The 20,037-nt window shown below is 73.3% G+C and carries 18 protein-coding genes and 1 pseudogene; 6 read left to right on the forward strand and 13 right to left on the reverse strand.

Annotation, left to right across the window (positions count from 1 at the left end; genetic code table 11):
* Nucleotides 1–110 precede the first annotated feature (110 nt).
* From ACQEVS_RS00780 to ACQEVS_RS00795, 4 genes are all read right to left on the reverse strand, one after another.
* Nucleotides 111–1,091 carry a COX15/CtaA family protein gene (locus tag ACQEVS_RS00780; RefSeq protein ID WP_433013632.1) on the reverse strand — a complete coding sequence of 327 codons (981 nt, stop codon included), beginning with the start codon at nt 1,089–1,091 and terminating at the stop codon, nt 111–113.
* Nucleotides 1,092–1,311: 220 nt separating this feature from the next.
* Nucleotides 1,312–1,878 (reverse strand): TetR/AcrR family transcriptional regulator, encoded by a 567-nt coding sequence (locus tag ACQEVS_RS00785; RefSeq protein WP_433013635.1) that lies wholly within the window; start codon nt 1,876–1,878, stop codon nt 1,312–1,314.
* Nucleotides 1,879–1,898: 20 nt separating this feature from the next.
* Nucleotides 1,899–3,287 carry an amidase gene (locus ACQEVS_RS00790; RefSeq protein ID WP_433013638.1) on the reverse strand — a complete coding sequence of 463 codons (1,389 nt, stop codon included), beginning with the start codon at nt 3,285–3,287 and terminating at the stop codon, nt 1,899–1,901.
* Nucleotides 3,274–3,468, reverse strand: a complete 195-nt coding sequence (locus ACQEVS_RS00795; protein ID WP_433013641.1) for a hypothetical protein — start codon at nt 3,466–3,468, stop codon at nt 3,274–3,276. Before ACQEVS_RS00795 ends, ACQEVS_RS00790 begins: the two co-directional genes overlap by 14 nt.
* A 110-nt stretch (nt 3,469–3,578) precedes the next feature.
* Between ACQEVS_RS00795 and ACQEVS_RS00800 the strand changes: the two are divergent.
* Nucleotides 3,579–4,504, forward strand: a pseudogene (locus tag ACQEVS_RS00800) (MBL fold metallo-hydrolase).
* A gap of 30 nt (nt 4,505–4,534) precedes the next feature.
* Here ACQEVS_RS00800 and ACQEVS_RS00805 read toward each other — a convergent pair.
* From ACQEVS_RS00805 to ACQEVS_RS00825, 5 genes are all read right to left on the reverse strand, one after another.
* Nucleotides 4,535–5,404, reverse strand: coding sequence for a YceI family protein (locus ACQEVS_RS00805; protein WP_433013644.1), 870 nt, complete (start codon nt 5,402–5,404; stop codon nt 4,535–4,537).
* 249 nt (nt 5,405–5,653) lie between these two features.
* Nucleotides 5,654–6,766, reverse strand: coding sequence for a DegT/DnrJ/EryC1/StrS family aminotransferase (locus tag ACQEVS_RS00810; protein WP_433013647.1), 1,113 nt, complete (start codon nt 6,764–6,766; stop codon nt 5,654–5,656).
* Between the two features lie 130 nt (nt 6,767–6,896).
* Nucleotides 6,897–7,193: a ferredoxin gene (locus tag ACQEVS_RS00815; RefSeq protein ID WP_433013650.1), complete on the reverse strand. Its 297-nt coding sequence runs from the start codon at nt 7,191–7,193 to the stop codon at nt 6,897–6,899.
* A 55-nt stretch (nt 7,194–7,248) separates the two neighbouring features.
* Nucleotides 7,249–8,271 carry an NAD-dependent epimerase/dehydratase family protein gene (locus tag ACQEVS_RS00820; RefSeq protein ID WP_433013653.1) on the reverse strand — a complete coding sequence of 341 codons (1,023 nt, stop codon included), beginning with the start codon at nt 8,269–8,271 and terminating at the stop codon, nt 7,249–7,251.
* Nucleotides 8,268–8,915, reverse strand: coding sequence for a dTDP-4-dehydrorhamnose 3,5-epimerase family protein (locus ACQEVS_RS00825; protein ID WP_433013656.1), 648 nt, complete (start codon nt 8,913–8,915; stop codon nt 8,268–8,270). The genes ACQEVS_RS00820 and ACQEVS_RS00825 overlap by 4 nt, the downstream gene beginning before the upstream one ends.
* Before the next feature lie 1,144 nt (nt 8,916–10,059).
* On the opposite strand from ACQEVS_RS00825, the gene ACQEVS_RS00830 reads away from it, so the two are divergent.
* Nucleotides 10,060–10,356 carry an MFS transporter gene (locus tag ACQEVS_RS00830; RefSeq protein WP_433013659.1) on the forward strand — a complete coding sequence of 99 codons (297 nt, stop codon included), beginning with the start codon at nt 10,060–10,062 and terminating at the stop codon, nt 10,354–10,356.
* On the forward strand, nt 10,245–11,492 hold the full coding sequence (locus tag ACQEVS_RS00835; RefSeq protein WP_433013662.1) for an MFS transporter: 1,248 nt from the start codon (nt 10,245–10,247) through the stop codon (nt 11,490–11,492). Before ACQEVS_RS00830 ends, ACQEVS_RS00835 begins: the two co-directional genes overlap by 112 nt.
* On the opposite strand, the gene ACQEVS_RS00840 is transcribed toward ACQEVS_RS00835, so the two are convergent.
* Nucleotides 11,482–12,354, reverse strand: a complete 873-nt coding sequence (locus ACQEVS_RS00840) for a hypothetical protein (protein WP_433013665.1) — start codon at nt 12,352–12,354, stop codon at nt 11,482–11,484. The two genes, ACQEVS_RS00835 and ACQEVS_RS00840, sit on opposite strands and share 11 nt — an antisense overlap.
* Nucleotides 12,355–12,691: 337 nt before the next feature.
* Between ACQEVS_RS00840 and ACQEVS_RS00845 the strand changes: the two genes are divergently transcribed.
* The gene (locus tag ACQEVS_RS00845) at nt 12,692–14,767 is read left to right on the forward strand and encodes a transglycosylase domain-containing protein (RefSeq protein ID WP_433013668.1); all 2,076 of its coding nucleotides are present in this window, start codon (nt 12,692–12,694) and stop codon (nt 14,765–14,767) included.
* A 112-nt stretch (nt 14,768–14,879) separates the two neighbouring features.
* Here ACQEVS_RS00845 and ACQEVS_RS00850 read toward each other — a convergent pair whose 3' ends face one another.
* Complete coding sequence (locus ACQEVS_RS00850) at nt 14,880–16,145, reverse strand: hypothetical protein (protein ID WP_433013671.1); 1,266 nt, start codon at nt 16,143–16,145, stop codon at nt 14,880–14,882.
* A gap of 242 nt (nt 16,146–16,387) precedes the next feature.
* Nucleotides 16,388–17,479: an amidase domain-containing protein gene (locus ACQEVS_RS00855; protein ID WP_433027153.1), complete on the reverse strand. Its 1,092-nt coding sequence runs from the start codon at nt 17,477–17,479 to the stop codon at nt 16,388–16,390.
* A gap of 452 nt (nt 17,480–17,931) precedes the next feature.
* Here ACQEVS_RS00855 and ACQEVS_RS00860 point away from each other — a divergent pair, with 452 nt between their 5' ends.
* Complete coding sequence (locus ACQEVS_RS00860) at nt 17,932–18,864, forward strand: phosphotransferase family protein (protein ID WP_433013674.1); 933 nt, start codon at nt 17,932–17,934, stop codon at nt 18,862–18,864.
* On the opposite strand, the gene ACQEVS_RS00865 is transcribed toward ACQEVS_RS00860, so the two are convergent.
* Nucleotides 18,812–19,030, reverse strand: a complete 219-nt coding sequence (locus ACQEVS_RS00865) for a hypothetical protein (RefSeq protein WP_433013676.1) — start codon at nt 19,028–19,030, stop codon at nt 18,812–18,814. The genes ACQEVS_RS00860 and ACQEVS_RS00865 overlap by 53 nt on opposite strands.
* A 347-nt stretch (nt 19,031–19,377) precedes the next feature.
* Here ACQEVS_RS00865 and ACQEVS_RS00870 point away from each other — a divergent pair, with 347 nt between their 5' ends.
* Nucleotides 19,378–20,025 (forward strand): DUF4360 domain-containing protein, encoded by a 648-nt coding sequence (locus ACQEVS_RS00870; protein ID WP_433013679.1) that lies wholly within the window; start codon nt 19,378–19,380, stop codon nt 20,023–20,025.
* Nucleotides 20,026–20,037 lie beyond the last annotated feature (12 nt).

Consider the following 20,037-nt stretch of genomic DNA (forward strand, 5'->3'; position numbering starts at 1 on the left):
GCCGCACGCGCCGCCCCGCCATGAAAGCCCATCGGCCTCAATAAAAGCAACTCGGTAATGATTGTTTCTCGGTAATCGATCGACCGCGGGGGCCGTGGTGCGCCGCGGCGTCAGCGGCCGGAAAGCATGGTCGGGCGTTCGGATCGGTTTTCGGTCTCGGCAGCCGGCACCGGACGGCCTGAACTCGCCGTTCCGACCGTTAGGTATACCTGCAGGGCGCCGGCCCAGACGAGGGTCGAGCCGAACAGATGGAGGACGACGGCCAGGGCGGGCAGACCGCTCAGGGACTGCATCAGGCCGACGCCTCCCTGCGCCACGACGGTGATGAGCAGGAGCACGGTCTTCTGCCGGGCCAGGGCGCAGCCGCGCTTGGGCAGGACGGACAGCAGGTAGACCAGCAGGCCCAGGACGGCCGCGCCCAGCAGGCCGTGCAGCGTGGTGACGAACCTCCAGTTCAGGGGCATGCGCGGGACGTCCGACGAGTCGCCGGCGTGCGGGCCGGTGCCCGTGGCGAGGGTGCCCACCAGGATGAGGAGGGCGTTGGCGGCGACCAGCGCGACGGTGGCGGGGCGGACGGCCGGCGGCATCGGCACCGCCGGTCCCGTCTCCTCGCCGTGCCGCCGGACCCGGTGCCAGGTGACCACCGCGGCCGTGAGCAGCAGCATCGCGGCGAGGAAGTGCGCGGCGACGATGTACGGGCTGAGCTTCATCCAGACGGTGAGGCCGCCGACCAGCGCGTTCAGGACGACGATCCAGAACTGCGCCCAGCCGCCGCGCAACACTGAGGGCATCGGGGTGCGCTGGAGCCGCGCCGCGACGATGACCCAGCCCACGACGGCGCAGAGCACGCCGGTGAGCAGGCGGTTGCCGAACTCGATGGCACCGTGCAGCCCCATCTCCGCGGTGGGGGCGAGGGTGCTGTCCGTACAGGCCGGCCAGTCCGTGCAGCCCAGGCCGGAGCCTGTGACGCGGACGACGCCACCGGTGACGACGATGCCGATGCTGGCCACGACCGAAATGAGCGTTGCCCATCGGACGCTGCGAGGCGCGAGCGTATAGCGGTCGGCGAGCCAGGAGAGAGGTGTGCGCACGATGATCCCTTTCGTGCTCCGTGATACCTGGGCGTCAGCGTACGCGCGGGGTGCCGGCAAGGGTGCCGTTCCGGACAGGGCCGGCGGGGCCGTCGTCCGGGGTCACGCCGGCCGCGCCGCGAGCCGCGGGTCGCACAGGGCCGCGGCCGCTACGGGCCTCGGCCGTGAGGGCGAACCTCCGCGCCGCCGCGCTGCCGGCGGCGCCGGAGGGCCGGCCGGGTCAGGGCAGGGGCATCAGCCGGTAGAAGACCGTGGCGACGAGCCGGCGGGCGAAGGCGGCGTCGAGCGGTCCGGGGCGGAAGAGGACGCGGTAGATCATCGGCGCCACCAGGTGGTCCATCACGGTCTCCGCGTCCGGTGCGTGCTCGCCGCGCTCCGCCGCGCGCTCCAGGATCGACTCGACCTGGTCGTGCGCGAAACCGGAGCACTGGCCGGCGTGGGAGCCGTCCGGATCGCCGGCGAGGGCGTCGCGGATGTAGGAGCGGCCCGGCGGGGACGACATCTCCTCCAGGAAGGCGACGGCCCAGTGCTCCAGGTCGGCCCGCAGGCTGCCGTGGTCCGCCGGGGGCGCCTCCGGACGCAGGCGTTCCACCGCGACGTCGGAGAGCAGTTCCTGAAGGTCGCCCCAGCGGCGGTAGATGGTCGAGGGGGTCACCCCGGCCCGGGCCGCGACGAGCGGCACGGTCAAGGCGGCCCCCTCGGCCTGGAGTTCGCGTACGGCCCGGTGGACGGACTCCTGGACGCGGGCGCTGCGGCCCCCGGGGCGTACGGCGGGTCTGGGGCTCATGAGCCCAGCTTAACGCGACGTCATTGCGCGACGAGACGGGCGGCGGCACCGTCCGGCGCCAGGCCCGGCCTGCCCGTCAGGGCCTGCGGCCCGGTCTGTTCCAGGGCGTGCCCCACCCCGAGGAGGGTCGCCTCGTCGAACGGCCGCCCGATGAGCTGCATGCCGACGGGCAGCCCCTCGGCGTCGAGCCCGACGGGGAGGGAGAGGGCCGGCAGGCCGGTGATGTTCGCCGGGGCGCACAGCCGTACGTAGGCGTCGGCGACGGTCTCGGTGCCGCCGTCGGGCCAGGTCACGGTCTCCGTGTCCCGGGGGACGGCGGTGAGCGGGACGGTCGGCGCGGCGACGACGTCCACGTCGTCGAAGAGGCGCGCCCACTCCTGCCGCATGAGGGTGCGGGCGCGTTGGGCGCGCAGGTAGTCGCCGGCCGGGACGAGCCGCCCGGCCTCCAGCAGCGGGTGGATGTCGGCGCCGTACAGCTCCGGGGACGAGCGGAGGGTCTCCTCGTGCACCGCGCTCGCCTCGGGCACCATCAGCCCCCACTGCGTGGCCTTGACGTGCTCGGCGAGGGGGATCCGGACGTCGACGAGGCGCGCCCCGAGGTCCCGCAGCCGCTCGACCGCCGCGCGGACCGCCTCCTCGACGGCGGGGTGCACCCGGTCGAAGTAATGGTTGCCGGGGACGCCGACGCGCAGTGAGGCGAAGTCGGGCCGGCCCTCCGGTATCTGACGTCCCGTCAGGGCCGCGAAAACGAGGCCGGCGTCCCGGCTGGTACGGGTCAGGGGGCCGACGTGGTCCAGGGACCAGGAGAGCGGGACCACCCCGTCGACGGGCACCAGCCCGTACGTGGGCTTGAGTCCGACGACGCCGTTCAGCGCGGCGGGGACGCGGATGGAGCCGCCGGTGTCCGTGCCCAGCGCGAAGGTGGCCGCCCCGGCGGCGACGGCCACCGCCGAGCCGCCGCTGGAACCGCCCGCCACCCGGTCCGGTGCCCAGGCGTTGCGGGTCTGCGGCGTGGTCAGCCCGTAGGCGAACTCGTGCGTGTGAGCCTTGCCCAGCAGCACCGCGCCGGCCTCCGCCAGGCGCGCGGCGACGGTGCTGTCCCGGAGCGCCGTGTGGTGCTCGCGGACCCGGGACCCCGCCCTGGTGGGCACGCCGGCCACGTCGATGAGGTCCTTGAGCGCCATCGGCACGCCGTGCAGCGGCCCGCGCCGCCGCCCGGCGGCCAGTTCGCCCGCCGCCCGGGCGGCGGCTCGGCGCGCGGTGTCGGCGAGGACCTCGGCGTAGGCGTTCAGCTCCGGCTCGACGGCCTCGATCCGGCCGAGGACGGAGTCGGTGAGCTCCACCGGCGAGAGGTCCCCGGCCGCGACGGCGTCGGCCGCCTCGGCGAGCGTCAGTTCATACGGCCGCATCGGCGCGCTCTCCTTCCCGAGGGTGGGCGATGCCGTCCGGCCGGTACGCCGCGGCGGGCGCGACGCCGTCCAGGTCGAGTTCGCGCAGGGATCCGAGGACGGACAGGACGTGGTCGGCCGTGGCCGCCACGACGGCGCTTCGGCCGGTCGTCTCGGGTGGGCCCGGGTCCGGTGTGGTCATGGCGTGCCTCCACCTCATACAAAAGCAGAATCTTTGCGTTAGCCGCACCCTAGGCCCTAGGGTCCACTTAAAGCAAAGATTCTGCTTTTACTGCCGAGAGGACCGTGCCCATGCTCCGCCCCGATCCCTCCCACGAGCCGTCCCCTCAAGCGGCCGTCCCCACGTCGTGGCAGGTCGGCGACGTCCGCGTCCACCGTGTCGACGAGATCGCCCTGCCGCCGGAGACCGGCGCGTGGCTGTTGCCGGACGCCACCCGGGAGGTCGTCGCCGAAGTGCCGTGGCTGCGGCCCGATTTCGCCACGCCCGGCCACGCTCCCCTGCTGGCCAGCCACACCTTCGCCTTCGAGGTGGGGGGCAAGCGCGTGCTCGTCGACACCGGCATCGGCGACGGCAAGACCCGCGCCAACCCGGCGTGGCACTGCCTGGACACCGGCTACCTCGGCCGGCTCACGGTGGCCGGGTTCCCGCCCGACTCCGTCGACCTGGTCGTCCTGACCCATCTGCACACCGACCACGTCGGCTGGAACACCCGTGCCGCCGCCGACGGTTCGTGGGTGCCCACCTTCCCCAACGCCCGCTACGTCACCTCACGTACGGAGTGGGACCACTGGGCCGGGCGGGCCGGCACCATGGAGGAGAGCCGGCGGCAGATGTTCCGCGACTCCGTCGAGCCGATCCGGGACGCCGGGCTCCTCGACCTCGTCGACGTCCACGACGGCCCGGCCCCTTGGCCCCCGGCCTCCGGCTGCTCCCGACGCCCGGCCACACGCCGGGCCACATCGCCGTCGAACTCCGCTCGGCCGGAGGGTCGGCCGTCATCACCGGCGACTGCGTCCACCACCCCGTCCAGCTGGCCCACCCCGGGATCACCAGCTGCGTGGACACCGACCCCGCCCGGGCCGTCCGCACCCGCCGCGGGCTCCTCGCCGCCCTCGCCGGCACGGACACGCTCCTGCTGGGCACGCATTTCCCGCCGCCGACGGCGGGCCGCGTCACCGCCGAGGGGGCCGGTTTCCGGCTCGTGCCGGTGTCCTGAAACCGGCCGGGGCGGGACCGCCCCCGAGGCTCAGGACTGCGGCACCGCCTGGATGTCGAGTTCCACCCGGATCGTCGCGCCGATCATCGCGATGCCGCGCTGGATCATCGACTTCCAGTTCAGCGTGAAGTCCTCGCGGTGGAGTTCGGTCACGGCCGAGCAGGCGGCGCGCGTCTCGCCCATGATGCCCGTGCCGATGCCCAAGTAGCGGGTGTCGAGTGCGACGTTGCGGCTGACGCCGTGGAGGTTCAGCACGCCCTGGACGGACCAGCGGGGGCCGCCCCGGTGGACGAAGCGGTCGCTGGTGAACTGCATGTACGGGTACTGGGCGACGCCCAGGAACTCTGCCGACCGCAGGTGCTCGTCCCGCTGCCGGACGCCGGTGTCGATGCTGGCCGTCTCGATCACCACGTCCAGGCGCGACTCCTCCATGCGCTCGCCGACCCACAGGGTCCCCTCGAACCCGTTGAAGCGGCCGTGCACTTGGGAGAGGCCGATGTGGCGGGCGGCGAAGCGGACGGCGGTGTGGTCCGGGTCGATGCGCCAGGCGCCCGGCGTGGGCAGGGCCGGCGCGGGGGCCGGCTCCATCGCGACCGGCTCGACGGTCGCGTGGGCCCCGGCCGCGCAGGTGAAGGGGCGGCGGACCGGGCGGAACCCCTCGCACGTCACCGCGAGCACGTAGTCGCCCGGCGCGAGGGTGGCCGTGAACCGGCCGTGCGGGTCCGTCTGACCGGTCAGCACCTCCCGGCCGGACGCGTCGCGGACGGACACGTCCGCGCGGTACAGCGGCAGTTGCACCGGATCCAGCACCTGGCAGCCCAGCCCTCCCGCGCCCTCCGGGAGCCGGACACCCCCCTGCCCCGACGAACCCTTCCAACGGCGCAACAGCACCAGAGCCATCCCCGCCACACCTTTCCCCTCAACATGTCAACCGCCCCCAACACCACCACACCAAGCCACACCAGCGCAAAACGGCCCATCAGACATCATCAGTACCATCGGTAACAGTGATGACCATCACGCCCATGAGGTGCCATCCGGCACAACAAGCCCTATCAGGCCCGTTCGCCCGGAAACCGGTCGGCCCGGCCGGGCATGACGCCTCATGCCCGGCCCCGCGGGCATGGCGCGTCACGCCCCGCATCCCCCTCAGTCCACGGTGGGCAGCACCTTGAGCAGGGCCTCGATCACCCGCTCCTGGACGTCCCTCCGCAGCGACGGGTACATGGGCAGCGAGAAGATCTCCTCCGCGCACTCCTCCGTGACGGGGAGGTGGGCGTCGGCGGCGGGGGTCCCGGCGAAGCCCGTCATGGTGTGAACGGGCCAGCGGTAGCTGACGTTCAGCTCGATGTCGTGGGCGCGCAGGCGCTCCAGGACGACGTCGCGCCGGGGGTGGCGGGCGACGTAGAGGTAGTAGACGTGGTCGTTCCCGGAGGCGATGCGGGGCAGGGTGAGCGAGGTGTCCTTCAGGGCCTCCTGGTAGCGGTCGGCGATGGCGCGCCGGGCGGCGATGTAGTCGTCGAGCCGGCGCAGTTTGCGGCGCAGGATCTCGGCCTGCACCTCGTCGAGCCGGCTGTTGTGGGCGGGGAGGGTCTCGACGAAGTACCGTTCCTCCATGCCGTAGTAGCGCAGTCGCCGCAGCGCGCGGTCGACGTCCTCGCGGCCGGTGAGCACCGCCCCTCCGTCGCCGTAGGCACCCAGCACCTTGGTCGGGTAGAAGGAGTAGGCGGCGGCGTCCCCGAACGTGCCGGCGAGCGTGCCGTTCCGGCGGGCGCCGTGGGCCTGGGCGCAGTCCTCCACGACCGCCAGTCCGTGGGCGCGGGCGGTCTCCCCGATCTCCTCCATGGCGGCGCACTGGCCGTACAGGTGGACCGGGACGACGCAGCGGGTGCGCGGGGTCACTGCCGCGGCCAGGGCCGCCGGGTCCATGAGGTAGGTCGCCGGGTCGATGTCGACGAACCGCACGTCCGCGCCGGTGCCGGCGATGGCGACGACGGTGGGCGCGGCCGTGTTGGACACGGTGATCACCTCGTCGCCGGGGCCGATGCCGAGCGCCTGGAGGGCGAGCTTCACCGCGTTCGTCCCGTTGTCGACGCCGACGCAGTGGCCGATGCCGTGGTAGGCGGCGAACTCGGTCTCGAAGTCCCGCACGCTGGGCCCCAGCACCAGGCGTCCGGAGGAGAACACCGTGTCCACGGCGTCGAGGATCTCCGCGCGTTCGGCCTCGTACTCATCGCCGTAGGCCCATACCAGCACGCTCATGCACATCCCACCTCGGGTCGAAGACGAACAGTCGATGACGCACAGTCGAAAGCGGACAGTCGAAGACGCGATAGAAGACGCGACAGGTGAAAACGAACAGCCGGATGACGCGGTCGCGTCAGGCGGCCGACTACCGCTCCGGCGCGAGGACTTCACCCGTCGCCGCGTCGCGGACGGTGATGGCCTCCATCGGGCAGGTGTCGGCGGCGTCGGTCACGCTGGGGTCGGGGGCGACGACCTCCTCGACCGGCCGGGCCCTGCCGTTGTCCAGGCGCATGTGCCGGGAGGCGGTCCCCAGGCACAGGCCGGTGCCGGCGCAGACGTTCCGGTCCACCTCGATGCGCCAACGGCCGTCGGTAGCGGCCGGTTCGGGGGCCGCGAGGCGGTCGGGTGGCGGGACGTCGGGCGCGGTGCGGGGCTCGGGCATTCTCTTCTCCTCGGGGCGGGCGGCGGGGTGGCGGTACGGGCTCGGGGACCGCGGCTCAGGACCGCGGCTCGGGGTCGTGCGGCGCGTCGACGGTGTTCCGGTACAGGGCGTCCACGGTCCGTTCCAGCGCCTCGTCCAGCGTCAGGCGCGGCTGCCAGCCGGTGACGCCGCGGAACGCGGACGCGTCGATCTCGACGCTGTGGAAGTCGGCCAGTTCGGCGTATTCCGGCGGGTCGACGGTGAGGACGGGGACGGGCGGCCGGCCGGTGCGGTCCGCGACGAGGTCGGCGATCCGCCGGAAGACGGCGCCCAGCGGTTCGCCGTGGCCGCTGCCGATCAGCCAGTGCCGGCCGACCAGTTCGTGCCCGTGGTCGAGGGCCGCCGCGAAGGCCCGGGCGACGTCGTCGACGTGCAGCAGGTCGCGGAGGACGGAGCCGTCGTGCCACATGGTGATGGGCTCGCCGGCCAGGGCCCGCTTGGTCATGGCCGCCACGACGCCCTTGGAGGTGGTGCGGCCGGGCGCGCAGCCGATGACGGTGGGCAGGCGCAGGGTGATCCCGTGGACGTCGCCGGCCCTCGTCGCCTGTTCCAGCAGCCGTTGCGCGGCGAGCTTCTGCCGGTCGTAGGCGCCCTGCGGCTCGTCGGGCTCGGAGCCGTCGATGCGCGGGGCGGCGGACAGGCCGACCTGGCTGGCCGCCCCGGCGTAGATCACGGTGACCGGACGGCCGCCGGGGCCCGGGCGGAGGACGTCGGTGAGGTGCCGCATGGTGCCGACGTTGACGCGTTCGGCGACCGGGTCCGCGCCCCGCCAGTTGATGTCGCCGGAGAGGTCGGCGAGCAGGTGGACGACGACGTCGGAGCCGTCCACCGCGGCCGCGAGGGCCGCCGGGTCGGTGGCGTCGGCGGTGCGCAGCTCGACGTCCTTGGCGTCGGCGACGGCGGCCGGCGGGCGGTGCCCCCGGGTGACGAGGCGCAGCCGGACCGGCCGCCGGACGAGCTCGGCCGCGACGGCGGAGCCGATGAACCCCGAGGCGCCGAGCACGGTCACCAACGGGCGCTTGTCGTCCGGGGCGTTCATGCGCCGCTCCCTTCCCGGCTCGCGCCCGCCGCTCCGGCGCCCGGGTACGCGCCGTAGAGGGCGGCCTCGATCTCCAGCGACTTCTCGTAGTCCGGCAGCATGCCCCGCTCGGCGGACTCGTCCAGGCTGAGGGCGACGCGGTCGCGGTCGGACAGGATCACGTCCTCGGTGGGGACGGGGAGGTTCAGCGCCGGGTCGTGTATGGAGACGGCCTGTTCGTGGGCGGCGGTGTAGGGGACGGAGAGGAGGTACGTCATGACCGTGTCCTCCAGGGCGACGAAGGCGTGGCCGACCCCGACGGGCAGGTAGACGGCGCTGGGGTGTTCGGCGGTGAGCACCACCGACTCCCACACCCCGAAGGTGGGGGACCCGACGCGTACGTCCACCACGATGTCCAGCGCCCTGCCCTGGGAGCAGTGGACGTACTTGGCCCCTCCCGGCGGGGTCGTGGTGTAGTGGACGCCCCGGACGACCCCGCGGCGCGAGCGGCTGTGGTTGGTCTGCCGGACGGGGAACAGGCCGTGCCCGGTGGCCTTGGTGAAGGGCTCCTCCTGGAAGGGCGAGGCGAGGTGGCCGCGCTCGTCGGGGAAGTTGTCCGGGACGCAGTGGAAGGCGCCGGCGATCCTCAGTTCACGTACGTCCATGAAGGGGCCTTTCGGTAGTGGGTGCCGTCGGGGAGCCGGCGGCGGCCGGGCGGGGCCGGGGTGCGGAGCGGGCCGACGGACGGTCCGGAGGCCGGGCGGCAGGCGGGCGGCGGGTGGTCCGGTGCCGCGCTCCGGCGCTCTCCGGTGCGCGCCGGTGCGTCCGCGCGGGCGGCCGGCCCGCGTCCTCGTCGGTCACCAGCGGTCACCTCCACGGTCCGGCCCGGCGGCGGTCGTCGACGGAATGGGGAGAACGGAGCGGGGAGAGCCGACGGCGAGAAGGCGCTCCGCGGCCGGTTCACGGCGAACCGGTACCGGGGCAGGGGGACGAGAACTCCCTGCCACCCGGTCACCGAAACGATGCGCCCGCCGGGCCGTTCAAGGAAAGCGGCGTTCGAGGAAAGCGTGTGCGAGGAAAGCGGCGTTCGGCCCCGGCTCGTCCGGCCGCCCGCGCGCCTCGCTCACCGGTGGTGTCCCGTACCCGGCCCCGCTCGCGGCGGACGGGTCGGGGGACGGTACGGTGACCTGCCGAAAGATCCGGTGGGCGCCAGGACGGCCGGTGTTCAAGCGCGCAGCCGGCACGGTTGAACGGCCACCGGAGCGCCGGAAGTGGCGAGTCGGGCCGTGTTCCGTCGCGGGCGTTCCTCCCACCGGCCTTCCCCACCGGCGCCCGGGACAAGCACAACCAACGTGCCGGGCCGCCGAAAGGCAAGCCCCGGAACCGGCCTTCGGGCTTCGCGCCGCGTGAGACCCCGCCGTACTCCGGGGACTCCTGAGGCGTGGCGGGAACGGCACGAAGGGAGGCCGTATCCGGACGCCCGCCGGCGCGTCCCGCCGTGCCATGCTGCCCACGGGAGGATGCGGGGGGATGCGGGGGAGGGATCCGGCGGCAGCGGCCGCCGTGCGGGCCGGGCCGTTTCCCGTCGCCGCCCGGGAACCGGAGCGCTCCCCCGGCCGACTTCCTCGGGGCGGTGCTCTTCCCCCGAACACGTCCGGGAGCCAACGGGATTCCGTCCGGCCGGGGAGTCCCACCGCGCGTTCGTCCGACCACCGGGGCGCGGGCCGCGCCGGTGGCAGGGCGCGGGTGCGAGCGCCCTCGACACCCGGATCCGGTCGACGGCGGCCTCACGGCCTCGGAGGGGACACGATGCGGCACGGTACGGAGGAACTGCCGGAGGGGACACGGCGCCCGGCCGAGGACGAACGGCCCCGGTGGGTGCTGGTCGGCATCGCCGGAGTGCTGTCGTTCGTGGCCATGCTCGACATGAACATCGTCAACGTCTCACTGGCCGACATCGCCCACGACCTGCGGGTCTCCCCCTCCATGGCGCAGTGGACGGTACTGGGCTACCAACTGGCCGTGGTCGCCCTGCTGTTGCCCGCCGGGCGCTGGCTGGACCTGAGTGGCGGGGGACGGGCACGGGGCTGCGTCCGGCGGTCCTGACGGCCACGTCCGGCTTCGCCCTGTGCGGCCTGCTGTCGGCGGCCTCGCCCTGGATGCCGATGCTGGCCACGGCGCGGGTGCTCCAAGGGGCGTTCGCCGCCGTGCTGTTCGTCCTCATGCCCGTCCTGGCGGCCCGGTCCGTACCGCCGCACCTGCGCGGCCGGGCCATGAGCGTCCCGGCGACCCTGGGGCCGCTCGGCGCCGTCACCGGCCCGGCCGTGGGCGGTGTCCTGCTCGACGCCTTCGGGTGGCGCGCGGTGTTCCTCGTCAAGCTGCCGTTCTGCCTCGCGGCCCTGCTGGTGGCGCGCCGCGCGCTGCCCGTCCGGGGCCGCCTCGTCGCGCCGGACCGCCGGCTGCTGGCGGACGCCGCGCTCGTCGGCGGCGCGATCACCGCGCTGCTGCTCGCCCTGACCCTCGCCCCGTCCTCCCCCGCCTGGCTCCTGCTGGCGCTCGCCGGGCTGCCGCCCGCGGTGCGGTGGCTGCGCGGGCCGGGCGCCCGGCCGGTGGTGGACGTCGTGCGCGCCTCGGGTACGCAGGGCGTCTACGGGGCGGTGTTCGCGCTGGCCTGCGGGTTCGGCGCCATGCACTACGTCGTGGCGCTGCGGCTACAGGACGACAGCGGGCTGTCGGCGACGGCCACCGGCCTGACCGTCCTCGCCTTCCCGCTCGCCATGGGCGTGGCCGGCCCCTTGGGCGGGCGCCTCGCCGACCGGTACGGCCACCGGCCGACCGCCGTCGCCGGCGCCGCCCTCACCACCCTCGGCCTCTTCCTGCTCACCCTCCTCGGCGACCACGACTGGTCCACGGGCGACATCGTCTGGCGACTCGCCATAGCCGGGGCCGGAATGGGTCTGTACGGCGGGCCCACACAGGCCCTGGTGATGAACGCGGCGCCCCCGAGGTCCGCCGGAACAGCCGGCTCCGCCGTCCAGCTCTCCCGCAACCTCGGCTTCACCTTCGGTCCCGCCCTGGCCTCCGCCACCTGGGGCCTCACCGACTCCCCCACGGGCGCCCGCTACGCCCTCGCCGTCGCCGCGGCGGCGGCCGCGGCCGCCTGCGCGCTGCTGGTCGTACGGCGCAGCACGGCGGGCGAGGCGGAGGGGGCTCCGGCGCCCGCGCCTCCGGTCAGCCGGTGAGCGCCACGAGCGGGCGCGGGTCCGCCGGACCGGCCCGCACGAGCGCGCGGAACACGCCGGACGGCAGGTCGGGTTCGTGACGCGGGTGGTCCCGCTCGGGGGGGAGCAGCCGGCGGACGAAGCGTTCGGCGTCCGCGGCGACGAGGGCGCCCGCGCACCGGCGGAGGCAGTAGGGCAGGGTGCCGGGCCCGTGGCGCTCCAGCAGGGTGAGCACCCGCTCCGGGTGGGTGGCCGTGACGACGGCCAGGGCGCCGCCGTGCCGCTGCCACCAGTCGGCCTGCCCCGCGCCCCGGGTCCGTTCGGCGAGGTCCCGTTCGGCCTGGTCGAGGAAGGGGCCGGGGTGGCGGCGGGCCAGGCGGACCGGTGAGGTGACGGCGTGCGCGAGGCCGGGCAGCGCGGCGGCCGTGAACGAGGCCGAGCAGCCGGGGAGCAGTCGGGCCGCCTCCGTGTCGTCCCCCTGGTCGCGGAGGCGGGTCACGAGCCGTTCGGTGAGGTGCGGGCGGTCGCCGGCCCACAGGAAGCGGGCGATCCGGTCGCGGGTCGCGGCGGACGCGTCCTCGTACGCCGCCTCGATCGCGGCGTCCGGCAGCGGGAGGGCGCGGGCGCCCCGGAGCGCGTAGCCGGCGACGACGGGGTCCGGGTCGGCGAGGCGTGCCGTGAGGAAGTGCTCCTGCCGGCCGACCAGGGCGGCCAGGGCCGCGAGCCGGCGCTCGTGGTCGCCGCGGCGGTCCAGGTCGTCCAGGACCCCGGTGAGCGCGCCCCGCTCGGCCAGGTCCGGCACGCTCAGCGCCAGCCGCCGCAGCCGGTGGTGGTGCGGGAGGGGGTCGAGAGTGGCGAGCAGCGCGTCGGCGGTGTGGAACATGCGGGAGTGTGCCTGGTCAGAGCCGTTTTCGGCCAATGGATTCCGGAGCGGCGGGGCCGCGGCGGGTCGTTTCCCGGTCGTCGTCGGCTTCCTCGCCGGCCCGGGAACCGGCCGGCTCCGGGAACCGACCGGCCCCCGTAAACGTCATTCCGTCACAGGCGTAACCTTCGTACCAGGAAAGACGGTAGGTGTCGTCCCGCCGGGAGGATCGGTTCCGGAGTGCTGCGCTCCACGCGGCGGCACGGGACCGGCCGACGGCGGAAGCCCACAGGGAACCGTGATGTTTTCGCGACGGAACGGCACAAAACTGCGGGAGTCGATCCCATAGGGTCGAGCAGTGATCGAACGTCGTAAAGGGGCACATGCCCGGAAAGCCGCCGCTCCCGTCGGCCTCCGCCGGCTGCTGGGCACTCGTCAGGAAACCGCGCGCCGCCTCGGGCGGTGGTTGCGGCCGGCGTACCCGCGCCCGGGACGGGCGGGCTGGCGGCGCTGGGTCCCGTCGTGGCGGCAGAGCCTGGGGCTGATATTCAGCTGCGTCGGCGTCGTCACCTGCCTCCTCGCCGTCATGTACGCGCGCACGGAGATACCCGCCGACCTCAACGCCTTCGCCACCCAGCAGGACAACGTCTACTACTGGGCCGACGGCTCCGAGATGGCCCGCACCGGCGAGGTCAACCGGCAGGACCTGCCCCTCGACAAGGTCCCGGAGAAGGTGCGCTGGGCCGCGCTGGCCGCCGAGAACGAGACGTTCTACTCCGACAGCGGCGTCTCCCCCAGCGGCATGCTCCGCGCCGTCACCAAGATGATCACTGGCGGCAGCACCCAGGGCGGGTCCACCATCACGCAGCAGTACGTGAAGAACGCCTACCTGAACCAGGAGCAGACGTTCTCGCGCAAGCTCAGCGAGATGTTCATCGCCATCAAGCTCGACCGCAAGCTGTCCAAGGACGAGATCCTGGAGCAGTACCTCAACACCAGCTGGTACGGGCGGGGCACGTACGGCGTCGCGCGGGCCGCCCACGCGTACTACGACAAGGACGTCTCGGAGCTCAACGCGAGCGAGGGCGCCTTCCTCGCCTCGCTGCTCAAGGGGGCGGCGCTCTACGACCCGGCCGTGAGCGCCAAGAACCACGAGCGCGCGGTCGAGCGCTGGAACTGGGTCCTGGACCGGATGGTCGCCATCGGCAAGCTCTCCAAGAAGGAGCGGGCCTCGTACACCCGCTTCCCCGAGCCCGTGCCCCCGCCGCGCCCCGCCGGGCTGGCGGGCCAGACCGGTTACCTGGTGGAGACCGCGCGGGCGTATGTGAGCGCGCACAGCGACGTCTCCGACCAGGACTTCGCCCGCGGCGGCTACCAGATCCACACCACCTTCGACCGGCGGCGGGTCGAGGCGCTGGCCAAGGCCGTCGGCAAGGCGCGCGCGACCCTCGGCCCCGACCCGGACCACCCCGACCGCGACCTGCGCATCGGCGCCGCCTCGGTGACCACCGACGGGCGCGTCACCGCCCTCTACGGCGGCGAGGGCTACCTGAAGCAGGGCTTCAACGACGCCAACTCGTCGGTGGTGCCCGCCGGGAGCGCGTTCACCCCGTTCGTCTACGCGGCGGCGCTGCGCGACGGCGTCCAGCGGGAGCGCGACAAGCCGCGTACCCCCGTCACCCCGGCGACGCTGTACGACGGCGACGACAAGATCTCACTGCTGACGCCGGAGGGCCCGTACTGGGACCGCTCGGGGAAGATCGTCAAGGCCGAGAACGACAACGGGAAGTCCTGGGGCAAGATCACCCTGAAGAACGCGGTCGCGCAGTCGGTCAACACGTCGATGATGCAGCTCGGGATGGACGTCGGCCTGGACCGGGTCGGCAAGGTCGGGGTGGAGACGGGCCTGCTGGAGAGCAGCCTCGGCGAGAAGCTGCCGTCGTTCTCGCTCGGCACCTCGACGCCCAGCGCCATCCGCATGGCCGACGCCTACGCCACCTTCGCGGCCGAGGGCCGGCACACCGACCCGTATTCGGTGAGCGGTCTCCGCCGCAACGGGGCGGACGTCCCCGTGGCGCGGCCCAAGCCGCGGCAGGCGCTGCCGGCGCCCGTGGCCAAGGCGGTGGACGACGCGCTGCGGGAGGCCGTCCGGCACGGCACCGCGCTCGCGGCCAAGGCCGCCGGGCCCGGCAGCGCGGGCAAGACCGGCACGGCGCAGGACGGCAAGTCGGCGTGGTTCGTCGGGTACCGGGGCGAACTCTCCACGGCGGTGTCGCTCGCCCGGATCGACCCGAAGAGCCAGAAACTGCTGCCCCTGGACGGCAGCGGGGACGGCAAGGACAAGGGGAAGGCCAAGGGCAAGGGCGCGGACGGCCCGTCCCCCGCCTCCGTCCCGCTGGGCATCTGGACGCGGTACATGACCGACGGCTCGTGAGCGGGGGCCCGGGGCGGCCTCATGCCGGCCCCGGGCCCGCTTCGTGACGACGGCGGCCCCGGGCCCGCTTCGTGACGACGACGGCCCCGATCCCCCCCTCGCGATCGGCGCCTTACTTCACGATCGACTTCCAGTCCGGGGACTGCGCCGGGTCGAGTCCGCGCAGCCGGGCCAGGACGTCGGGGTCCTGGACGTCCAGCCAGTCGGCCAGTTGCTTGAAGGAGACGCAGCGGACGCCGTCGCGCTTGCACACGGACGTCATGACGTCCTCTATCGCCTTCATGTATATGCCGCCGTTCCAGTCCTCGAAGTGGTTGCCGATGAACAGCGGCGCCCGGCTTCCGTGGTAGACGCGCTCGAAGCCGTTGAGGTAACCGTCCCGGGTCAGTTTCCGCCACTCGGCGTACTTCTTCGGATCGCCCTTGGTGTTGTCACCGGACTGGTTGTAGAGGAAGTTGAAGTCCATGGAGAGGACCTGCTTCTCGCTCTTGGGGTAGGGCAGCAGTTGCAGCGGGAAGTTCCATATGCCGTCGATCTGGGACGGCCATATCTGGAAGTCGCCGGGCGAGCTGGCGTCGTAGCGCCAGTCGAACTGCCGCGCCGCCTTGAGCAGGTTCGGCTGGCCCTCCAGGCACGGCGCCCGGCCGCCGGCCAGCTCCTTCTCGTAGTCGAAGGGGAGCGGCGGCAGGTCCTTGTAGCCGGTGTTCGTCTTCCAGTGCTGGACGAAGGAGTACGCCTGCTCGATCTCGCTCTTCCACTCCGTCTCGCTCCAGTCGCCGCCGCCCTTCTTGCCGCAGAAGTGGCCGTTGAAGTGCGTGCCGATCTCGTTGCCGTCCAGCCAGGCGGCGCGGACCTCGCGGAGGGTGTCCCGGATGTGGGCGTCGGTCGCGTAGGAGATCGCGGATTCGCCGGGCTTGTGCTGCGGGGGCTTGTACAGGGTCGCCTTGGACTTGGGCAGCAGATAGGTGCCGGTGAGGAAGAACGTCATCGTGGCGTTGTTCTGCTTGGCGACCTCGCGGAAATGCGAGAAGAGGTGGTCGTCGCCCTCCAGGGCGCCGTCCCAGGAGAAGACGACGAACTGCGGGGGCTTCTCCCCCGGCTTCAGCTTCTCTGGCTTCGGCTGCTTCGGCTGGGGGCCGGTGTAGGACGTGGAGCCGTCGCCGAGCACCTTGACCTTGCCGTCCCACTTCTCCTCCGGCTTGCGGCGGTTCTGCGGCCGGTTCTTGTGGGCGGAGGCGGAGTCCTGCGACGCGCTCTGCGAGGGCGACGCCGAGGAATTCTTCCCGCCGCCCTTCCCGCCGGAGTCTCCCCCGGAGTCGCAGCCCGCCAGGCCGAGTGCGACAGTGGCCGCGGCGATCAGGGCCGTCGCACGCTGCATGGTCCTCTTCGACACCTTCGTACCCCCTGGCACCAAAACACACATTCCGGCCCCAGTATCACAGGGGCCACTACCGCAACTTCCCACCGCCCTGTTTCTATTCGGACATTCGCTATCAAAAGCGACGTAACCCAGGGGCGGTCAGGGCGCGTGCCGACCGGTGGGCCCGGCCGGGAAACCGGGCCGGGCCCGTCTCCCGACCGCGCGGCGAGCGGAGCCCGCCCGCCGCGCGGCGGCACCGGTCAGGTGCGGTAGGCGTAGTAGACCGCGTCCGGGTAGGACGCGATGATGCTCGCCACCGACTTCCGGTAGGTGTTGGTGGAGTGGTACGTGAGGTACGGGACGCCGTACCGGCTGCGGTACGTCACCATCATGGAGTGGTCCTTCGACCCGTCACCGTCGAAGTCCATCTGCATGACGTCGCCGACCTCGAGCTGGTAGACGTTGGCCAGGCTGGTCACGCGCTTGGAGTTGAGCGCGTACCACGACCACTCGTTGACGCCGACCCAGCTGTCGGACTGGCCGGAGGAGGCGTACCACCACTTGCGGTAGTCGTCCGCCGGACCCGTCTCGGGCTTCCAGCCGCCGGCCTGCAGGGCCTGGCTGAGGAAGTTGGTGCAGTCGCCGCCGGCGTCGTTGAACTTCCGGTACGACGGGTTGTAGTTCCGCCAGTACTTCTCGGTGTACGCGGCCATGGCCGCGTAGTCGACGCCCGCCTTGGCGCGCTTGGGCACCGACTGGGACGTCCACGCGGTGGAGGCGCGGGGGGCGCTGGGCGTCGGGCCGAGGGACGCGACGCGCTTCCGCACCGTGGGGTCGTTGATCGCGATGGGACCGTCGTCGTCGGTCGTCAGCGCGGTGAGCTCCCAGGAGCCGCCCGGGCGGGCGGTGAAGCGGGCCTCGTGCCGGGCCTTGAAGCCGGTCGTGACCGGCTCGTCGCCGCGGACCTTCTTGTACGTGAGCGTGGTGGTCTCGGTGAGCCGCACGACCGCCCGGCCGCCGGCGGCACGGGTCCCGTCCACGGTGACCTGCGTGTCCGCCTCGGTGTACGCCTCGTGGAGCCCGGCGAGCCGCTTCTTGCGCGCCTGGAGGGTGGTCAGCCCGGCCTGCTCCGTCTTGGCCGCGGCCGCGGCCAGCCGCACCTTGCGGTCGAGCTGGGTGGCTATTCGCGGCGACTTGACCGAGTCCAGCAGCGCCGACGTGCGCTCGGTCAGCAGGGTGTCGGCGGCACGGCCGAAGGAGGCGACGGTCGCCTTGTCCACGGCGTCGGTCCTGGGCGCCGCGCTCGCGGTGGAGGCGGGCACCAGCACCGCCGGCACGGCCATGGCCAGCACGGCTCCGACGGCTGCTCTGAGAGTGGTTGGTTTCACGAAGTTTCCCCTTGTCACCCGGTCCACACGGACCGGGCACGGAATCTTCGCACGCGGCCCCGACGCCCGGAATGCTGGCCCCCGCATCCATCCCGCCCGGCTCCCGGCCACCCGTGACGGCCCGTCTGCCGAGGCCGTGCAGTGCCCCGGTGGGCGACGGAAAACCGCCGCCCCGGGCGGACCCGGTGACCTATGGTCCGGACATGACGAGACTCCGCAGAGCGGCCTCGGCCGCCGCACTCGCCTGCCTGCTTCCCCTGACCACGACCGTCACCTCCTCCACGGAATCCCCCCAGGACACCGGCCACCGCCACTCCCCCGGAGGCGGACACCGCTCCCCGGCCGCCCGCCCCCAACGGGCCGTACGCCATCGGCGCAGTACGGTTCAACCGGCCCTGACGAGGGAGTGACAGGCGATGACGGTCCGTCCCGCCGATGGGCAAGCGGCGCTCGCGGCACGGCTGTCGGCCGAGGACGGGGTGGAACCGGCCGTTCACGAAGGCCAGTTCCACCGCGTACTGGTCGGCGCGCGCCGCGTTCTCTGCTTCCCGCGCACCCCGGCCGCGGCGGCCCGGCTCCCCGCCCGGGCGGCGACGCTGCGGGCGGTCGGCCGGGCGGGCCTGCCGTTCGCCGTCCCCTCGCCGCTCTCCGTCGAGGACGGCACACGCGGGCCGGCCCACCTGGTGCTCACCCGGGTGCCGGGCGCGCCGCTGGAGCCGTCCGCGCTCGCCCGGCCGGAGGCCGCCGACGCCGCGGCCCGGCAGTTCGCCGCGCTGCTGGCGGCGCTCGTTCGGGCGGGCGGGGAGCAGGGGCCGCGCGGGGAGTTGCCGGAGGCCCCGCGCGACGAGTGGCGCCGGTTCGCGTCCGACGTCCGCGCGGAGCTGTTCCCGCTGGTGTCCGCCGCCGGACGGGCGCGGGCGGAGCGGGAGCCGGCGGCGGCCGAGGCGCTGCCGTACGTGTCGGGGGCCTTCGTCCACGGCGACCTGGGCGGCGAGAACGTGCTGTGGGAGACGGAGGACGGACTTCCCGTGCTGCGCGGGGTGGTCGACTGGGACGAGGCCGCGATCGGCGACCCGGCCGTGGACCTGGCCGCCGTCGCCGCCTCGTACGGGGACGCGTTCCTACGGCGCGTGGTGGCACTGGGCGGCCCCGCCCTGCGGGGCCCGGCCGGCCGGGTGGCGGCGGTCCGCGGCACCTTCGCGCTCCAGCAGGCGCTGTCCGCGCTCAGGGACGGCGACGCGGCGGAACTGGCGGACGGGCTCCGGGAATACGGTCACCGCCGGGACGGGGGCGCGGTCACCCCCGGGGCAGGGCGTCAAGGCCCTCCCGCAGGTCGTCGGCGTTCATGACGGGGTGCAGCTCGACCTCGGCCTCCATGTCGAGGAAGAACCGCTCCAGCAGCGCCGGCATCTCGGAGGACTCCCGCATGTCGAAGACGAGGATGCAGGTGCGCCCGCCGTCCATGCACGTGAAGTAGGCGGCTTCGGGGCGGAGTTGCTCGACGACGTCCCGCATGGCCGCCCCATGGTGCCGTTCCTGACCGCCTCGTTGGCCGTGTGGGTGTCCAGCCGGGCCCTCAGCAGAGTACGCATGGCGCTCTCCTTCGCCCTGGCGTGCCGCGCCCGGCGCTCGGATTCCGCGCCGACGGGAAGCGCGGGACGTCCCTTCCACGGTCCCTCCGGGCCGCCGGGCAGGCAAGACCGGACCGTGAAAGGGGCGAGGGAGGCCGCGGGAAGACCGAGCATGGCGGGGCCGTCCGGCGAAGACCGGCCACACTCGGCTCAACCTGACCTGTACATGACCCCCCGGCGGTGGTGGCATGTCTCGCGCAGTCACTCGGCGGAGCAGCTGGAGGCATCCCCATGTGGAAACCGGCACTCATCGGCACCGCGGCCGCGGCACTCGTCGCCACCGCGGCCTTCTCCCCCCAGGCCACGGCGGCCGAAGGCACGCCGCCACCGGGCAGAATCCAGATCGACGTGGTCTCCGTCAACGGCTCCGGCTGCCCGGCCGGGACCGCGGCCGTCGCCGTGGCGGGCGACAACACGGCCTTCACCGTCTCGTACAGCAACTACCTGGCCCAGGTCGGCCTCGGCTCGAAGCCCACCGACTTCCGGAAGAACTGCCAGCTCGGCCTGAACGTCCACGTACCGCAGGGCTGGACGTACGCCATCGCCAAGGCGGACTACCGCGGGTTCGCCCATCTGCAGAGCGGGGCTACGGGCCTGGAGAAGGCGAGCTACTACTTCCAGGGCATGCAGCAGACGACCTCCGCCAACCACCGCTTCAGCGGCCCGTTCAGCGACGACTGGCAGACCACCGACGTGACGGACGTCGACGCGCTGGTCTACGCGCCCTGCGGCACCCAGCGGATCCTCAACGTCAACACCGAGCTGCGGGTGGGCGCCGGCACCTCCGACCCGGCGTCGACCACCAGCTTCATGGCGATGGACTCGGCCGACGGCAGCGTCAACACCCTCTACCACTTCGAGTGGAAGCAGTGTTCCTGATCCGTGCCTCAT

This window comes from Streptomyces sp. CA-181903 (genome assembly GCF_050937075.1).
Classification (GTDB): Bacteria; Actinomycetota; Actinomycetes; order Streptomycetales; family Streptomycetaceae; genus Streptomyces.